This window comes from Glutamicibacter sp. Je.9.36, from assembly GCF_051129975.1.
In the GTDB taxonomy this organism is placed as follows: domain Bacteria; phylum Actinomycetota; class Actinomycetes; order Actinomycetales; family Micrococcaceae; genus Glutamicibacter.
On sequence record NZ_JBCPSN010000004.1, the window covers coordinates 185,630 to 199,783 of the forward strand.

Consider the following 14,154-nt stretch of genomic DNA (forward strand, 5'->3'; position numbering starts at 1 on the left):
GTCATTGCCCTGTCATCGTTGGCTTTGCTTCTAGCAGGGTGCAATGCAGCTCCCGAACAAGCAGCGCCAGCCGATTCGGCGACGGCTTCCGTCGATGGCTCCACTCCGGCGGCACAGCCCGCGGCTGAAACTGGCGAGCCCGGTGAAACCGCCCCCGTGCCTGGACCCGCGGAGTTGGACACCAACGCCAATTCGGGACAGGCCTGGGCAGATTCCAAAATTGAGATGTGGAAAGAAAATTCTGGCATCAAGTCCACCAAAGGCTTCCTGCATCCCTACAACCTAATGACTTCTTGGGAATCTCCAGCACCTGGTGCCATCAATATCTTCTTGGATAACAGCATGAAGTTTGGAACCCAGATGCGGGAAAGCTACGAAACCAACGAGGATGAGCTGCGCATGATGGGCCGAATCATGTTCGAAAGCGTAGGCGAGGCCTCGCCGGAATTGGAATCTGTCACCTTCGCTACTGAAGACGGCAATAACTCAGGAACTTTCACCCGGGCTCGTACTGGTGCCGATCCCGAGGACCGCAAAGCTTGGGCCTCGGAAAAGTACACGCAGTGGCTGTCCGCCATGAACGATACCTACAAATCCCTATGCGGCGCTGAAATCACTGAGCTGGAAATCTACCGCACATGCCTGCCCGCTGACCCCCACGCCTACGTTGAGAAAGTCGAGTCGCCTGCGCTTGGCGAACTCGTCGTCACCCTCGCTGACGGTCCATGGATCGACGGCGAATACGACATGCCCGCATCGATCTTCGTCTCGGGAAATATGATGCTCAAGATCAACGAGCGTGCGGCAACCGGCGAAAAAGTTGAAAAGCTGACGGTACTGGCCAGAAATGGCGATGACACCGATACGGCACTCCGCAAGGACTGGGAAATGTAGTTCATTACCGTTCATGATCCGTTGATGGGTCCTCAGCCCCTAGGGTGGTACCTATGACCCAAGAACTCTCCATTCCATACGAAGATCTGGAACTCAGCGCGCTCTGGGACCGCGCAAAGGCGGCGAAGGCCGTCATCGTGCTCGCACACGGTTCAGGTGCTGGAAAGGATCATGACTTCATGGCCGGCTTTGCGCTAGCCGCTGCGAATCTGGGTGCCAGCGTCCTGCGCTTTAATTTCCCCTACATGGATGCTGGAAAGAAGTTTCCCGATAAAGCGCCAGCTGCGGTCGCAGTGTGGCACCAGGTCCGCCGTTGGGTTGAAGAACACTTGGCTGAAGGCCTGCCAATCTTCACAGCGGGAAAGTCCTTCGGCGGGCGCATCGCTTCCCTGTCAGTTGCCGAGGGCATGCCATCGGCAGGGTTGATCTTCCTGGGGTACCCGTTGCACGCGCCTAAGAAGGAAGAGAAGCTACGCGATGAGCATCTCTACCCGATTGCGGTGCCGATGCTTTTCCTCGAAGGCACCCGAGATCCCTTTGCCAACCCCGAAAAGATGGAAGAAGTCGCCAGCAAGCTGAACGAGCACAGCGAACTTTCCTGGTTCGAAGGTGGCAACCATTCCTTCAAGGTAGCCCGCTCCGGCCGCACCGTTGCCCAGGATGGCGCGTGGCTGGCGGAAACTGCTCTTGCCTTCATCTCCAAGCACGTCGCATAGTCCAACGGCCCTAGTCCACCTGCTTTTCCAAGAATCGGTAGACCTCGGTTTCATCCACTCCGGGAAAGGCTCCGGTTGGCATGGCCGCCAGCAAGTGGGTATTGGCGCGCGTAGCCGGCCACGCATTGCCGAACCACTGGCTGGATAGGTCAGCAGGTGGACGGCGGCAGCAGTTCTCGTCCGGGCAGGTGGATTGGCAGCGCTCCTTGGTATCCCGCCCGCGGAACCACTTCACATGCTCAAAAGGCACGCCAATGGACAAGGAGTACAGCCCCGAGGAATGGCGCTCGGTGCGCGCCGTGCACCAGAAGGTCCCATTGACGGTATCGGTGTACTGCTCGAAGGAACGGAACTTATCCATCTGCTCGAAGACCACGCGACTTGTCCAATACCGGCAAATGGTTTGTCCTTCAATGGCACCGGTGTGATCGGCTGGAAAGTTCACTCGGTCATTCTCATAAGCCTTGTGCAAGATGCCCGATTCGTGGACCTTCTGGAAGTGGCAGGTCATCCCCAGATGCTCGGTGGCAAGGTTGGTGAACCGGTGGGCTGCGGACTCATAGGACACGGCGAAAGCATCGCGCAGATCCTCGATGGCCAACTCACGGTTGTTCTTAGCTCGCCGCAAGTAGTCCACCGTGGACTTTTCCGGCATCATCAACGCCGCGGCAAAGTAGTTGGTCGCGACCCTCTGCGAGAGGAAATCGAAATAATCGGTTGGAGTCCTATGGCCCAATACGTGATGCCCTAGCGCCTGCAGCAACACCGAACGAGGATCATGTTCCGAGCGGTTCGCCTGCGTCAGATAGATACGCTTGTTCTTCTGGTCCGTCACTGAACGCGTGGAATGCGGGAGATTGCCCACAAAGCGCAGGCTGAATCCCAGATGCTCGGCGATATCTGCTGCACGATGATGCGAGAGCGGCCCTGAATCGTGGCCAACTGCAGAGAGGACTTTGGCGGCTTCCTGCTCGATATCCTTGTAGTAGTTGTTGCGTTGGCGCATCTCATGGCGCAACGCGGTATTGGCCCGGCGGGCTTCTTCAGGGGTCGCGGCCTGCTCGTTCAGGCGGCGTTCCAATTCATGCTGCAGTCCCACCAGGGATTCCAGGACGTCCATGGGCAGACGCGTGCCGACACGAACGGTAGGCAGTCCCAAGGACTCGTACAGTGGCCCGCGTTGGGCACGTTCCAATTCGATCTCCAAAGCAGCACGGCGCGATGGCGGTTCGGTGCCCAGCAGATCGTCGACTCCAACCCCCATGGCTCCAGCCAGGGACTTAAGCAGCGATAGCTTCGGTTCGCGCTTGCCGTTTTCAATCAGCGACAACTGGCTCGGCGCGGTATCAACGAGCGCCGAGACATCATCCAAGGTCAGTTGCTTGCCCTTGCGCAGAAAGCGGATTCTGCGGCCGAGGGCAATGGCGTCGAGTTCTGTATCTTCGCTGCCAGCGCCAGTGCCGGCTGAGTTCACTGAGCGATTCCATGTGGTTGCAGTCACATGACAAGGTTATGCCAAGGATCGTGAAAATTTCTAGATCTTCCGGATTTGACCCGTAATTCCATCGCCCAGCAGTGGCGCCGAAGCAAATATTCACGGTTCTTTCCTTGCTCCCCGGCGAGCTACTCTCAACAAATGCACAGCCTTTCTGCGGAATCTTCAGCGAAGCGCAAACGTTGAAACTACAAAGAGATCCCGCAAGGAGCACCATGCACGCAGTCTCCACCCGCCCCCTACCGGCCCCGCGCCATGCCCACGATCCACCCCGGACTTTGGTCATCGTCGGCACCGATGGCGCAGGCAAAAGCACCACTATTGAAGCTTTGGTACAGCAACTGCGCAACGATCGCATTCAGGCTCGCAGGCTCGCAAACGTCGCCGCGCGGAGCTGGCTTACCAAATTCTCTCGCGCCCTGGGAATCACGTTCCCGACTTTCACCCAGGATTTCTTCGAAACTTCCATCCGCAGCTTCAATGTTGCCCGCAATATGCTTTTCGCGGCCCGCTCTCCCGGACTCAGCGTGATGGACCGGCACCTGTATTGCCAATTAGTGCTGCGGCGCATACGTGGCCATCCTCCGGGACTGCTCCTCCCCTGGCTTGCGGCGAAAAGTACCGAGCACGCGAGAATTGTCCTGCTCGACATTGACCCCATCCTTGCCTTTGAGCGGATCACTTCCCGTGGCAAAGACGACGAAAGCATGGAGTATCTCAGGGACAGTCGAAATGAGTATCTGCGCCTTGCGCAAGTGCACGGTTGGATCACTCTTGATGCCTCGCTGCCCACATCCCAGCTGGTTGAACAGCTTCGCTTGGTCATCGGCAAGTAGACTCGTCCCATGAGCGAAGTACAAGCATCTTTTGCACCGGGTTCCATTCTCGAATTGGCGCAAAGCACCAAGAAGCAATGGGAGCTGGGGCAGGTCCGGCTCATTGCGAGCGGCATTCTGGCGCAGGACGGAACGTTGCGGTCCAGCGAACTGCGGGAATCAACCTGGCAACTGTCGATTCGCTCTATCGAGAAATCTGCAGCCTTCACTCCGTCGCCTTCGGCTCAAGTCTTCACGTTGATCGCCGGCGATTTCGTGCAGCTGGATGTAGACGGGCAAGAGCACGGATTGGAACCGCTGCGCCCGTTGAAATTCGAAACGGAAAATCCTGTCCAGGCGAGCCAGCCCGCCGAAGAACTGCTCATCGTGCACGTGGCCGCCGTTCCGGAGCAGGTACGACCCACCGTTCGCATTGTCGAGCTGTCCAAAAAGCGCGAGCAGTATCTCTTTGATGGGCAACTGGGCCTTTTGGTCCAGGGCTCCGCCAAGCTCTTGCTCGGCGACAGCGAACAGTCGCTGAACCTGCGTGACACCGTCGTTGGCTCTGACGCCGGTGAACCACGCATCTCCGGCCGCGGTTTCATGGCTGTGGTCTCTTTCGACCAGTCCTAGCCCGTTCCGGCTCAATCAGCCATTGCCGCAAGATCCATAAATCTTCGCACTCAGAAACTGCACTGCCGGCCAAGAATATTGGCCATAGCGACAAGTCCAGGCCCCCATCTGGCAAAAGCCAGCTACCAGTCCAGACTCTGATACTTCACGTTTCCTGGCCTGTTGCATAATGCCCTCCGCGGCGAATCAGCACCTGCGGTTTCCATAAAATCCCAGCTCATCAGTGATTCGCCGATTCTCGCAGACCCCGGAATCGGTCTGCTTTGGCTTCGCCCTTATCCAGGCTTGCTGTTAAATTTCACTCTTCTTCGCTAGGGATTGATTCAATATCGGTAAATTTTCATGCCTTGACTCACAATCAGCGCAAGAAGCGATAAATTTCCATTTTTGTGAAGAAGTGAAAATCTTAATTCAGAAAACCTCTGTTGAAGCCCTCGCACCTGCGGAAAAGTAGTTGTCACGAAGAAGTTCACAAGATCACCTTCCGATCGACATGAACCCGCAGCTTGTGTGAAGGAGCCAAGGCAATGACTACTGAAAACACCAACGAAACCTCGATCGACAACCGCATCGCAGCCATCGAGAGCGACTGGGAAAACAACCCCCGCTGGAACGGCGTAACCCGCGACTACAGCGCTGCCGACGTCGTGAAGCTCCAGGGCCGCGTCCAGGAAGAGCACACCCTGGCCAAACGCGGATCCGAGAAGCTGTGGAAGCAGCTCACCGAGGAAACCCCCACCGGCGGCTACACCAACGCGTTGGGCGCACTGACCGGCAACCAGGCAGTGCAGCAAGTCAAGGCCGGCCTTCGAGCCATCTATCTTTCGGGCTGGCAGGTAGCGGCGGATGCCAACCTTTCAGGCCAGACCTACCCGGACCAGTCGCTGTACCCGGCCAATTCGGTTCCCCAGGTCGTGCGCCGCATCAACAACGCATTGCAGCGTGCAGACCAGATCGAGTTCTCCGAAGGCATCCAGACCGTCGAAGACTGGATGGTCCCCATCGTCGCTGATGCAGAAGCCGGCTTCGGCGGCCCGCTGAACGCCTACGAACTGATGAAGTCCATGATCACCGCTGGTGCATCGGGCGTCCACTGGGAAGACCAGCTGGCCAGCGAAAAGAAGTGCGGCCACCTCGGCGGCAAGGTGCTGATCCCGACCCAGCAGCACATCCGCACCTTGAACGCGGCCCGCCTGGCCGCCGACGTGGCTGGCACCCCTTCCGTAGTTATCGCCCGCACCGACGCTGAAGCGGCAACGCTGATCACCTCGGATGTCGATGAACGCGATCAGCAGTTCATCACCGGCGAGCGCACCCCGGAAGGCTTCTACAAGGTCACCAACGGCATCGAGCCATGCATCGCCCGGGCCAAGGCCTACGCACCGTACTCGGACCTGATCTGGATGGAAACCGGCACCCCTGACCTGGAGCTGGCCCGCAAGTTCGCCGAAGCGGTCAAGAAGGACTTCCCGGACCAGATGCTTTCCTACAACTGCTCGCCGTCGTTCAACTGGAAGAAGCACCTGGACGATGCGACCATCGCCAAGTTCCAGCGCGAATTGGGCGCCATGGGCTTCAGCTTCCAGTTCATCACCCTGGCCGGATTCCACGCATTGAACCACTCGATGTTCGACCTGGCCTCCGGCTACGCGAAGGACGGCATGAGCGCCTACGTCGAATTGCAGGAACGCGAATTCGCTTCCGAGGCCGCCGGCTACACCGCCACCAGGCACCAGCGCGAAGTCGGCACCGGCTACTTCGATGCGATCTCCACGGCGCTGAACCCTAACGCCTCAACCCTGGCCTTGGTGGGATCCACCGAAGAAGGCCAATTCCATTAGACCCTGATGGGTCGATGGTGCTAGCCGGCAAAGGCGCCGGCTAGCACCAGCACCATTTCCAAGATTTCTAAGGACGCTGCCATGAATTCCCCCATCACCCTGAACAACATCACCATTACCGCTACCCCCGTTCGCTACCAGGAGCAGATCCTGACCAGCGAGGCCCTGGACTTCCTTTCGGCCCTGCACACCGCATTCGAACCGCGCCGTGCCGAGTTGATGCAGCGCCGCCAGGTCAACCGGGCGCGCATTGCCAATGGCCGCGATCCGAAGTTCCTGGACGAGACCCGCGCTATTCGCGAAGACGATTCATGGCTGGTCGCCCCGATCGCACCGGGACTGGAAGATCGCCGGGTGGAAATCACCGGCCCGATCGAACGCAAGATGGCTATCAATGCGCTGAACTCCGGGGCCAAGGTGTGGCTGGCCGACATGGAGGATGCTTCCTCGCCAACCTGGCAGAACGTCATCAAGAACCAGGTCAACCTGATCCGGGTGCTGGATCAGGACCTGGACTTCACCGCACCGGATGGCCGCGAGTACAAGCTGAACAGCTACGATCTGCAGCAGCTGCCAACCATCGTGGTTCGTCCCCGCGGCTGGCACCTGCCGGAGAAGCACCTGCTGGTTGCCGGCACCCCGATGTCCGGTGCCCTGGTGGACTTCGGACTGCACTTCTTCCACAACGCCAAGCGCCTGCTGGCAGCCGGACGCGGCCCGTACTACTACCTGCCGAAGCTGGAGAACCATCTGGAAGCACGGTTGTGGAACGACGTGTTCAACATGGCCCAGGATCTGATGGATATCGAGCGCGGCACCATCCGTGCCACCGTGCTGATCGAGACCATCACCGCCGCATTCGAGATGGAAGAGATCCTCTACGAGCTGCGCGAGCATTCCTCGGGGCTCAATGCTGGCCGCTGGGATTACATCTTCTCGATCATCAAGAACTTCCGTTCCCGCGGACCGCGCTTCGTCTTCCCGGATCGCGACACCGTGACCATGACCGCCCCGTTCATGCGGGCCTACACCGAGCAGCTGGTGCGTGCCTGCCACCGCCGCGGGGCTTCGGCCATCGGCGGGATGAGCGCATTCGTTCCCAACCGCAAGGACGCCTCGATCAACGAGCTGGCGTTCGGCAAGGTCCGCGAGGACAAGGCCCGCGAAGCAGCTGATGGCTTCGACGGCTCCTGGGTTGCCCACCCCGACCTGGTTTCGGTTGCCCGGGAGGTGTACGACGAGGTGCTCGGCGAGAACCCCAACCAGTTGCAGCGCACCCGCGAAGATGTCGAGGTTTCCGGCCCGGCCCTGCTGAACATCGAGAGTGTCACCGGCAAGATCACCGAACGCGGCATCCGCGACAACATCGAGATCGGCATCCGCTACATCGAGTCCTGGTTGCGCGGCAACGGTGCTGTGGCACTGCGCAACCTGATGGAAGATGCTGCTACCGCCGAGATCTCCCGTTCGCAGCTGTGGCAGTGGATCCACCAGTCGGCGATCACCGATGAAGGCGAGATCATCACCCGTCGCTGGGTCCAGGAACTGGCCGAGGAGACCCTGGAGGGCTTGGAGCGCTTCGAAGGCGATCGCTTCGAGGAAGCCGTGGAAATCTTCGAAGCTTGCGCCCTGCGCGACGATTTCCCGACCTTCCTGACCAAGAACGCCTACCTGCGCTACCTGGATGCGCCAGCCCGCACCCTGGAAATGGCAGGTTAGGCAGTAATCGAGACCCGGCCGATAGAAAACAGTCGTCCCTGAACGTCGGCCACGCAAAGCGGCATTCATCCGTTGGTAACCAGTCCAGCGGGTGGATGCCGTTTTGCGTGTGCGGTGGCTAGGCTGTAGCCATGGCTTTCCAGTTCAAGAACCCGTCCGAGGACCTGTGGCAGCCCGATCTGCTGGGCGAGGATTTCTCGCAACGGCCGCTGCCGATGTCGGACGGTTCCACCGCGACGTTGATCAGGCACCGTCCGCGCAGATCGCTGCGCCTGCCGCCGCCATTGCGCGGGATCGCGGTGCTTTATGTGCATGGCTGGTCGGACTACTTCTTCCAGGCCGAGTTGGCTGGATTCCTGTCCGATGCCGGAGCTGATTTCTACGCACTGGACCTGCGCCATTATGGACGGAACTTGCCAGTAGACCAGGCCACCAAAATCGCCGAGCACAGAAGCCCGGGCTTCACCACCGATCTGGAGGAGTACTTCGAGGAATTCGACGCGGCCCACCGCATCATTTCCAGCGCGCATCCGGGAACCCGCTTTGTCCTGCTCGCCCACTCCACTGGCGGGCTCAGCGCTTCGCTGTATGCGGCAGCCAACCCGCAGAAAGTTGATGCGCTGGCGCTGAACAGCCCGTGGCTGGAATTCCAGGCCAGCGAGATCGGGCGCACCGCCTTGGCGAGGATCGTCCAGGCGGCCAGCAGCCGCAACCCCCACCGCTTCTTGCCGACGGTGGATCCGGGGTTCTACACCCGCACGGTCTCCAGCCAGTTTTCCGGCGAATGGGATTACGATCTGGGTTGGCGCCCGGTCAACGGCTTCAAGCTCACCGCGGGTTTCATCTCTGCCGTCTTCAATGCGCAAGCCAAGGTGAAGAAGGGGCTGGATCTCCAGATGCCCACCCTGGTGATGCTTTCGGCGGAAGACTATTTGCTGCCGCGCTGGCACGACACCGCCACCCGCGCCGACGTGGCCTTGAATGTGCAGGTCGTCGCCCAGCGCAGCATCGACCTGGGCCGGGAACTGCATTTGGTGCGCCTGCCCGGCGCGCTGCACGACGTGTTCCTCTCCTCGCCAAAGATCCGCTCCAAGGCCTACATGGCGTTGGGCTCATGGCTTGCGGTCGTCAAGAACCGGCAGCGTGATTCGCTGGTGGCCTCCAGCATCCGCCGGATTGTTCCTTCCGGCATCTAGTGCGGCTTAGCCCGCGACCTTGCTGGGCACCTGGTCATTGACCAGTTCCAGCTGCCAATCGCCGGGCTCATTGCCGATAATGGCAACCGAGCCATTGCGGATGGTGTCCAGCTTGTAGCCGGCGAAGTGCGAGAGCGTGTAGCGGATAATGGTGCCGTGGCAGATTACCGCGACGTTCTTGCCCGGGTAGTCTGCTGCAATCTGGTTGATTGCGCGCAGGCCACGGTCAACTACAGATTCCAGTGGTTCAATTCCGCCACCGTTTTTGTCCGGCCATAGCGCCAGCGCTTCGGTCTCAACCATGCCCTCGCCCTGGGCGTAGTCGCGCTCGATCAGCAGGTCGTAGCTAGGACCCAGTTCCAGTCCCAGCCCGTCGGCGATGATCTGTGCCGTCTCGCGGGCACGAGAGAGCGGCGAGGAAACGATAGCGTCCCATTGGCCGCCGTCCAGCACCGAGACAGCCTCGCGGGCTTGGGCTCGCCCGGTGTCGTTCAGGGGGATGTCGCTGGAACCTTGCAAGCGGCCTTCGAGGTTCCATTGCGTCTGTCCGTGGCGGACGAATCCTAGTTTCATGAGCCTATTCTCCCACCCAGCAGGTGGCCAACAGCAACCGCTGGTGGCCAAGCTCACGATAGATCTGCAACACTTAAGCGCGTCATGGCTGCCTGGAGCGCATAAGATTTTCACGGCTGTGCCCTGCCTTTGGCGCGGGCCCGTCCCCATCGAACGCACCCCTTATAGGATCCGAGCATTACTATCGTGAACGAAATAAAGGCGTCTCTCGCCCGCGGGCTGACTGCCCGCCACATCCGCTTCATGGCCCTCGGCTCAGCTATCGGAACGGGCCTATTCTACGGCTCCTCTTCTGCTATCCAGGCTGCTGGCCCTGCCGTCCTCTTCGCATACATGATTGGCGGCGCCGCCGTCTTCATCGTCATGCGTGCCATGGGCGAGATGGCTGTCAAGCATCCGGTTTCCGGATCCTTCGCTCACTACGCTTCGCGCTACCTGGGCCGCTTCGCCGGCTTCGTCACCGGCTGGACCTTTGCCTTTGAAATGGCCATTGTCGCGATCGCCGATGTGACCGCGTTCGGCATCTACATGGGCTTCTGGTTCCCGCAAGTGGCGCAGTGGATCTGGGTGCTGGCGGTCGTCCTGCTGATCGCTTCGATCAACCTGATGAAGGTCAAGGTCTTCGGTGAAACCGAATTCTGGCTGGCTATCATCAAGGTGACCGCAATTATCGCCATGATCATTGGTGGCGCCGCCCTGATCATCTTCGGCTTCAACGCCCCTGAGACCGAAACCGCAACCGGCATCGCTACCCTGATGAGCGCTGGCACCCTGTTCCCCAACGGCTTCGTGGGCCTGCTGCTCTCGTTCTCCGTCGTGATGTTCGCCTTCGGCGGCATCGAAACCATCGGCATCACCGCTGGTGAAGCAGCTGATCCTGCCAAGTCGGTTCCAGCCGCCATCAATACTGTGCCATGGCGCATCCTGCTCTTCTACGTAGCTTCGCTGGCCGTAGTCATGATGCTCTTTGACTGGCGCCAGATCGACGGCTCAGCTTCGCCATTCGTGCAGATTTTTGACGGCCTGGGCATCCCGGCCGCCGCCCACGTGCTCAACGCCGTGGTGATCACCGCAGCCGTTTCGGCGATCAACGCCGACACTTTTGGGGCCGGCCGCATGCTCTACGCCATGTCCGAGATCGGCCATGCTCCGAAGTCCTTTGGCCGCATCTCGCGTAACGGCGTGCCGTGGATGACCGTGGTCATCATGGCCATTGTGCTGCTGGTCGGCGTGGTGCTCAACGCCCTGCTCCCGGAGTCGCTGTTCACCATCATCGCTTCCATCGCTACCTTCGCCACCGTCTGGGTGTGGATCATGATTCTGACTTCGTACCTGGCCATGCGACGCAAGGAAGCCGCTGCGGGCCGCGGACCGGCCGTCGCCCGTGAATACGCTGTGCCCGGCGGCACCGTTGCCGTATGGATCGCCTTGGCCTTCATGGTCTTCGTTGTCGTGCTCTTGGCCCTGAGCCCGACGACGCGTGTAGCCCTGTACACCGGAATCGCCTGGCTCGTGCTTCTGGCCGTGCTCTTCAAGCTGCTGGTACGCCCAGCGGCACCGATCAAGCAGGACAGCGACTCCTTGCTGGGCTAGCCACCGCGCACTAAAATATGCCTGGTTTCGCATAAAGCGAAGCCAGGCATATTTTTTATGTCTTTCTACTTGTTCCCGGTGGAGGGTCCGGTCTGGGGCTCCGAGGGCGCACCCAGGCCACGGGGTGTGCGCAGCTCCTGGAACAACGCCAGGCTGGCCCACGCGAGCATGCCGCCTGCGACGATCCACAAGCTGCCGAGCCCCAGCCGCAGGTAGGCCAAGACGCCACCCAGGGAACCCATGGTGATCATCAGCCAAAGCACTGCGTAGCGCATCCATAGCATCCGGTAGCCGCCGCGGTCCGATCCGGTGGCCAACCCGATGATTGCTCCACCGAGTGCCTGCCCGAGCTTGACCAACGTGCCGGTCATGTACGTCAGGCCCAGGGAAACCTCTCCCGAACGAGTGTAGGAAACATTGACCATGCCCATCGCGGCGGCCAGCAGCAGAGCCGCCAGCTGCGGCAAGAAATTCCCGGAGATGGCCGCGGAGAGCAGCAGTGCCGCACTGGAATACATGGCCACTGGCCGGCGCAGCCTATCGAGCCGGAAGGTAACCAGCGTTGCGAGGATGACACCTGCGACAAAGCAGCCCACCAAGGACATGGCCATCGCCCATCCGGCAAAGTCCCCTGTCATCAGCGCCGCGGAGGAACGCGTGGAGTTTCCCGACATGAAGGAGAGGAAGTAGCCGCCGAAGTGCACGAATCCGACGCCATCGACGAAGCCTGCCATCGCCGTAATCGTTCCGGCGAAGAGGATTCCGCGCCATCGAAGGTTCTTTGCCACTTGCCCTGCTTTCTCTCGCCATCAGCACCAACCGGTTTCCGTAGGAGCCCTGCCATTATCTCCCCCGAAATCAGCAGCCGCGAATAAGGAATGCCCGGTGAGCAAAAGTTGTTATCTGGAGCATGAGCGAAAATACTGCTGTCCAGTCCCCGGAAGACAAGCGCATCCGCGTGGATATCTTCTCCGATATTGCCTGCCCTTGGTGCTTCATCGGCAAGCGCCGCTTCGAGCGGGGTGTCGAGGCGTTCGAATACTCCCAGAACGTGGATGTCTACTGGCACTCGTACCAGCTGGACCCGAGCCTTCCTGAGAACTATGACGGCAGCGAGGCCGAATACCTCTCCAAGATGAAGGGGCTGGGCCAGGAACAGGTCGCCCAAATGCTTGACCATGTCACCGCCCAGGCTGCTGCCGAAGGATTGAACTACGACTTCGCCAACTTGAAGGTCGCTAATTCCTTCACTGCACTACGCGTGCTGGAATACGCCAAGCAGCATGGTGCCGGAAACGAGATGAAGGAAGCGCTGCTTTCTGCCCACTTCGAGAAGGGCCTGAACACCGGAGACCTAGAAACGCTGCTCGAACTGGCCGGAACGCTGGGGCTGGATACCGGGGAACTGCGTGCGAAGCTCTCGTCCGGATCCTACGTTGAGGAAGTCAACGCAGATATCGTCCAGGCACGCGAGCTGGGCATCAGCGGTGTTCCGTTCTTCATCATTGATGGAAAGTACGGCATTTCCGGTGCCCAGCCAGCCGAGGTCTTCGCAAATGCGCTGGCCCAAGTGCATTCCGGAGATGTGCAGACCCCGTAGCCAGCTATTTGCCGCAGACCAGCTTGCCTTCAGAAGTATCGAGCTTGCGTTCTTTTTCCAGGCCGTCGAACTTCTCCCCCAGCGCCAGGTCCACCCGACTGCCCCACTTCTTTTCGTCGTAGATGAAAACGATGCCGGGGATCTGGCGCTGCACGGTGAAGGCCTGGGCATAGCCATCAGGCCCGGCAATGACCGCGCCAGTGGTTTCGGAGAGCGACTTCCACCCGGAAGTCAGCGACGAAATCTTGAAGCCGCGATTTTCCAGTGCCTCAGCAGTGTCACCTGCAAGACCCGAAATGTCGGTCGTGTTCAGCACGCGTATTTCGACATCTGAGGGTTTTTGGTACTTGAAATCGATAGCCGGGCACTTGGGGTTTTCGATTTTCGTCTCGCTTGGCTTCGGGCTCGCAACGGCGGCAGGCTCGCCACCCAACTTCAGCGTTCCATTGAAAACGAGTACGGCGCCGGCCAAAACCGCGATCACCAGAAGGGCCATCACGGAGAAAACAATGTTCTGGCGTTTGCGGGCACGCCGCTTAGCCTGGCCGTCCGAGCTGAAACTTAATTCTTGCTCGTCGACAATATGCGCACCGTGCCATTGCCCCGGGTCATCGCGATCACGCATCATTCCACCTTGCTCTGGTCAGCCTTCGGCAGCTGCTGGCCTGAAGGCGACGTCATCGTCATCCTCGTGGCGCTAGCTTATCTAACTAGCGTCCAGATCCAATATGCGTGCGTGTATTACCGAGCGATGATGAAGCGCCGAGCGCAGCGCGCGGTGCATCCCATCCTCCAGATACAACACGCCCCGATAGCGCACTACATGCGGGAACAAGTCGCCATAGAAGGTGGAATCCTCAGAGAGCAATGTTTCAAGATCCAAGGTGGCTTTGGTGGTGACCAAGTCAGCTAGTTTCACTTGCTGCGGGGGAAGCCCGCTCCAATCACGCGCCAAAGAATAGCCGTGGTCCGGGTATGGACGGCCTTCACCTACCGCTCGAAAAATCACTATTCAAGCATACGGACAAACTCTCCAGACCCACAGACCTGCAGATCAGGCGCAAATTGGCAGGCCCCAG

General features: G+C 59.7%; 14 protein-coding genes. 9 read left to right on the top strand and 5 right to left on the bottom strand.

Going from position 1 to position 14,154, the window contains the following annotated elements:
- Window positions 1-342: 342 nt before the first annotated feature.
- Window positions 343-894, top strand: coding sequence for a hypothetical protein (locus tag AAZQ98_RS11805; protein WP_402735294.1), 552 nt, complete (start codon window positions 343-345; stop codon window positions 892-894).
- A 53-nt stretch (window positions 895-947) separates the two neighbouring features.
- Window positions 948-1,610, top strand: coding sequence for an alpha/beta hydrolase family protein (locus AAZQ98_RS11810; RefSeq protein ID WP_434692499.1), 663 nt, complete (start codon window positions 948-950; stop codon window positions 1,608-1,610).
- Window positions 1,611-1,620: 10 nt separating this feature from the next.
- On the opposite strand, the gene AAZQ98_RS11815 is transcribed toward AAZQ98_RS11810, so the two are convergent.
- Window positions 1,621-3,084: a helix-turn-helix domain-containing protein gene (locus AAZQ98_RS11815; RefSeq protein ID WP_434692502.1), complete on the bottom strand. Its 1,464-nt coding sequence runs from the start codon at window positions 3,082-3,084 to the stop codon at window positions 1,621-1,623.
- Window positions 3,085-3,320: 236 nt separating this feature from the next.
- On the opposite strand from AAZQ98_RS11815, the gene AAZQ98_RS11820 reads away from it, so the two are divergent.
- The 5 genes from AAZQ98_RS11820 to AAZQ98_RS11840 all read left to right on the top strand — a co-directional run bounded on the left by AAZQ98_RS11820 (window position 3,321) and on the right by AAZQ98_RS11840 (window position 9,309).
- Window positions 3,321-3,941 carry a thymidylate kinase gene (locus AAZQ98_RS11820; protein WP_434692504.1) on the top strand — a complete coding sequence of 207 codons (621 nt, stop codon included), beginning with the start codon at window positions 3,321-3,323 and terminating at the stop codon, window positions 3,939-3,941.
- Between the two features lie 9 nt (window positions 3,942-3,950).
- Window positions 3,951-4,553, top strand: coding sequence for a HutD family protein (locus AAZQ98_RS11825; RefSeq protein WP_434692505.1), 603 nt, complete (start codon window positions 3,951-3,953; stop codon window positions 4,551-4,553).
- Window positions 4,554-5,080: 527 nt separating this feature from the next.
- Window positions 5,081-6,394 carry an isocitrate lyase gene (aceA, locus tag AAZQ98_RS11830; RefSeq protein WP_105659180.1) on the top strand — a complete coding sequence of 438 codons (1,314 nt, stop codon included), beginning with the start codon at window positions 5,081-5,083 and terminating at the stop codon, window positions 6,392-6,394.
- A gap of 81 nt (window positions 6,395-6,475) precedes the next feature.
- Window positions 6,476-8,113 (top strand): malate synthase A, encoded by a 1,638-nt coding sequence (aceB, locus tag AAZQ98_RS11835; RefSeq protein ID WP_434692508.1) that lies wholly within the window; start codon window positions 6,476-6,478, stop codon window positions 8,111-8,113.
- 131 nt (window positions 8,114-8,244) lie between these two features.
- The gene (locus AAZQ98_RS11840) at window positions 8,245-9,309 is read left to right on the top strand and encodes an alpha/beta hydrolase (protein ID WP_434692510.1); all 1,065 of its coding nucleotides are present in this window, start codon (window positions 8,245-8,247) and stop codon (window positions 9,307-9,309) included.
- Between the two features lie 6 nt (window positions 9,310-9,315).
- On the opposite strand, the gene AAZQ98_RS11845 is transcribed toward AAZQ98_RS11840, so the two are convergent.
- The gene (locus AAZQ98_RS11845; protein WP_332594869.1) at window positions 9,316-9,882 is read right to left on the bottom strand and encodes a histidine phosphatase family protein; all 567 of its coding nucleotides are present in this window, start codon (window positions 9,880-9,882) and stop codon (window positions 9,316-9,318) included.
- A gap of 186 nt (window positions 9,883-10,068) precedes the next feature.
- Here AAZQ98_RS11845 and AAZQ98_RS11850 point away from each other — a divergent pair, with 186 nt between their 5' ends.
- The gene (locus AAZQ98_RS11850; protein WP_434692512.1) at window positions 10,069-11,475 is read left to right on the top strand and encodes an amino acid permease; all 1,407 of its coding nucleotides are present in this window, start codon (window positions 10,069-10,071) and stop codon (window positions 11,473-11,475) included.
- A gap of 65 nt (window positions 11,476-11,540) precedes the next feature.
- Here the strand turns inward: AAZQ98_RS11850 and AAZQ98_RS11855 are convergent, their stop codons facing one another.
- Window positions 11,541-12,263, bottom strand: coding sequence for a YoaK family protein (locus AAZQ98_RS11855; protein ID WP_434692514.1), 723 nt, complete (start codon window positions 12,261-12,263; stop codon window positions 11,541-11,543).
- A gap of 122 nt (window positions 12,264-12,385) precedes the next feature.
- Here AAZQ98_RS11855 and AAZQ98_RS11860 point away from each other — a divergent pair, with 122 nt between their 5' ends.
- Window positions 12,386-13,075 carry a DsbA family oxidoreductase gene (locus AAZQ98_RS11860; protein WP_434692516.1) on the top strand — a complete coding sequence of 230 codons (690 nt, stop codon included), beginning with the start codon at window positions 12,386-12,388 and terminating at the stop codon, window positions 13,073-13,075.
- A gap of 4 nt (window positions 13,076-13,079) precedes the next feature.
- Here AAZQ98_RS11860 and AAZQ98_RS11865 read toward each other — a convergent pair whose 3' ends face one another.
- The gene (locus tag AAZQ98_RS11865) at window positions 13,080-13,700 is read right to left on the bottom strand and encodes a LytR C-terminal domain-containing protein (protein ID WP_434692519.1); all 621 of its coding nucleotides are present in this window, start codon (window positions 13,698-13,700) and stop codon (window positions 13,080-13,082) included.
- A gap of 81 nt (window positions 13,701-13,781) precedes the next feature.
- Complete coding sequence (locus AAZQ98_RS11870; RefSeq protein WP_434692520.1) at window positions 13,782-14,084, bottom strand: type II toxin-antitoxin system VapB family antitoxin; 303 nt, start codon at window positions 14,082-14,084, stop codon at window positions 13,782-13,784.
- Window positions 14,085-14,154 lie beyond the last annotated feature (70 nt).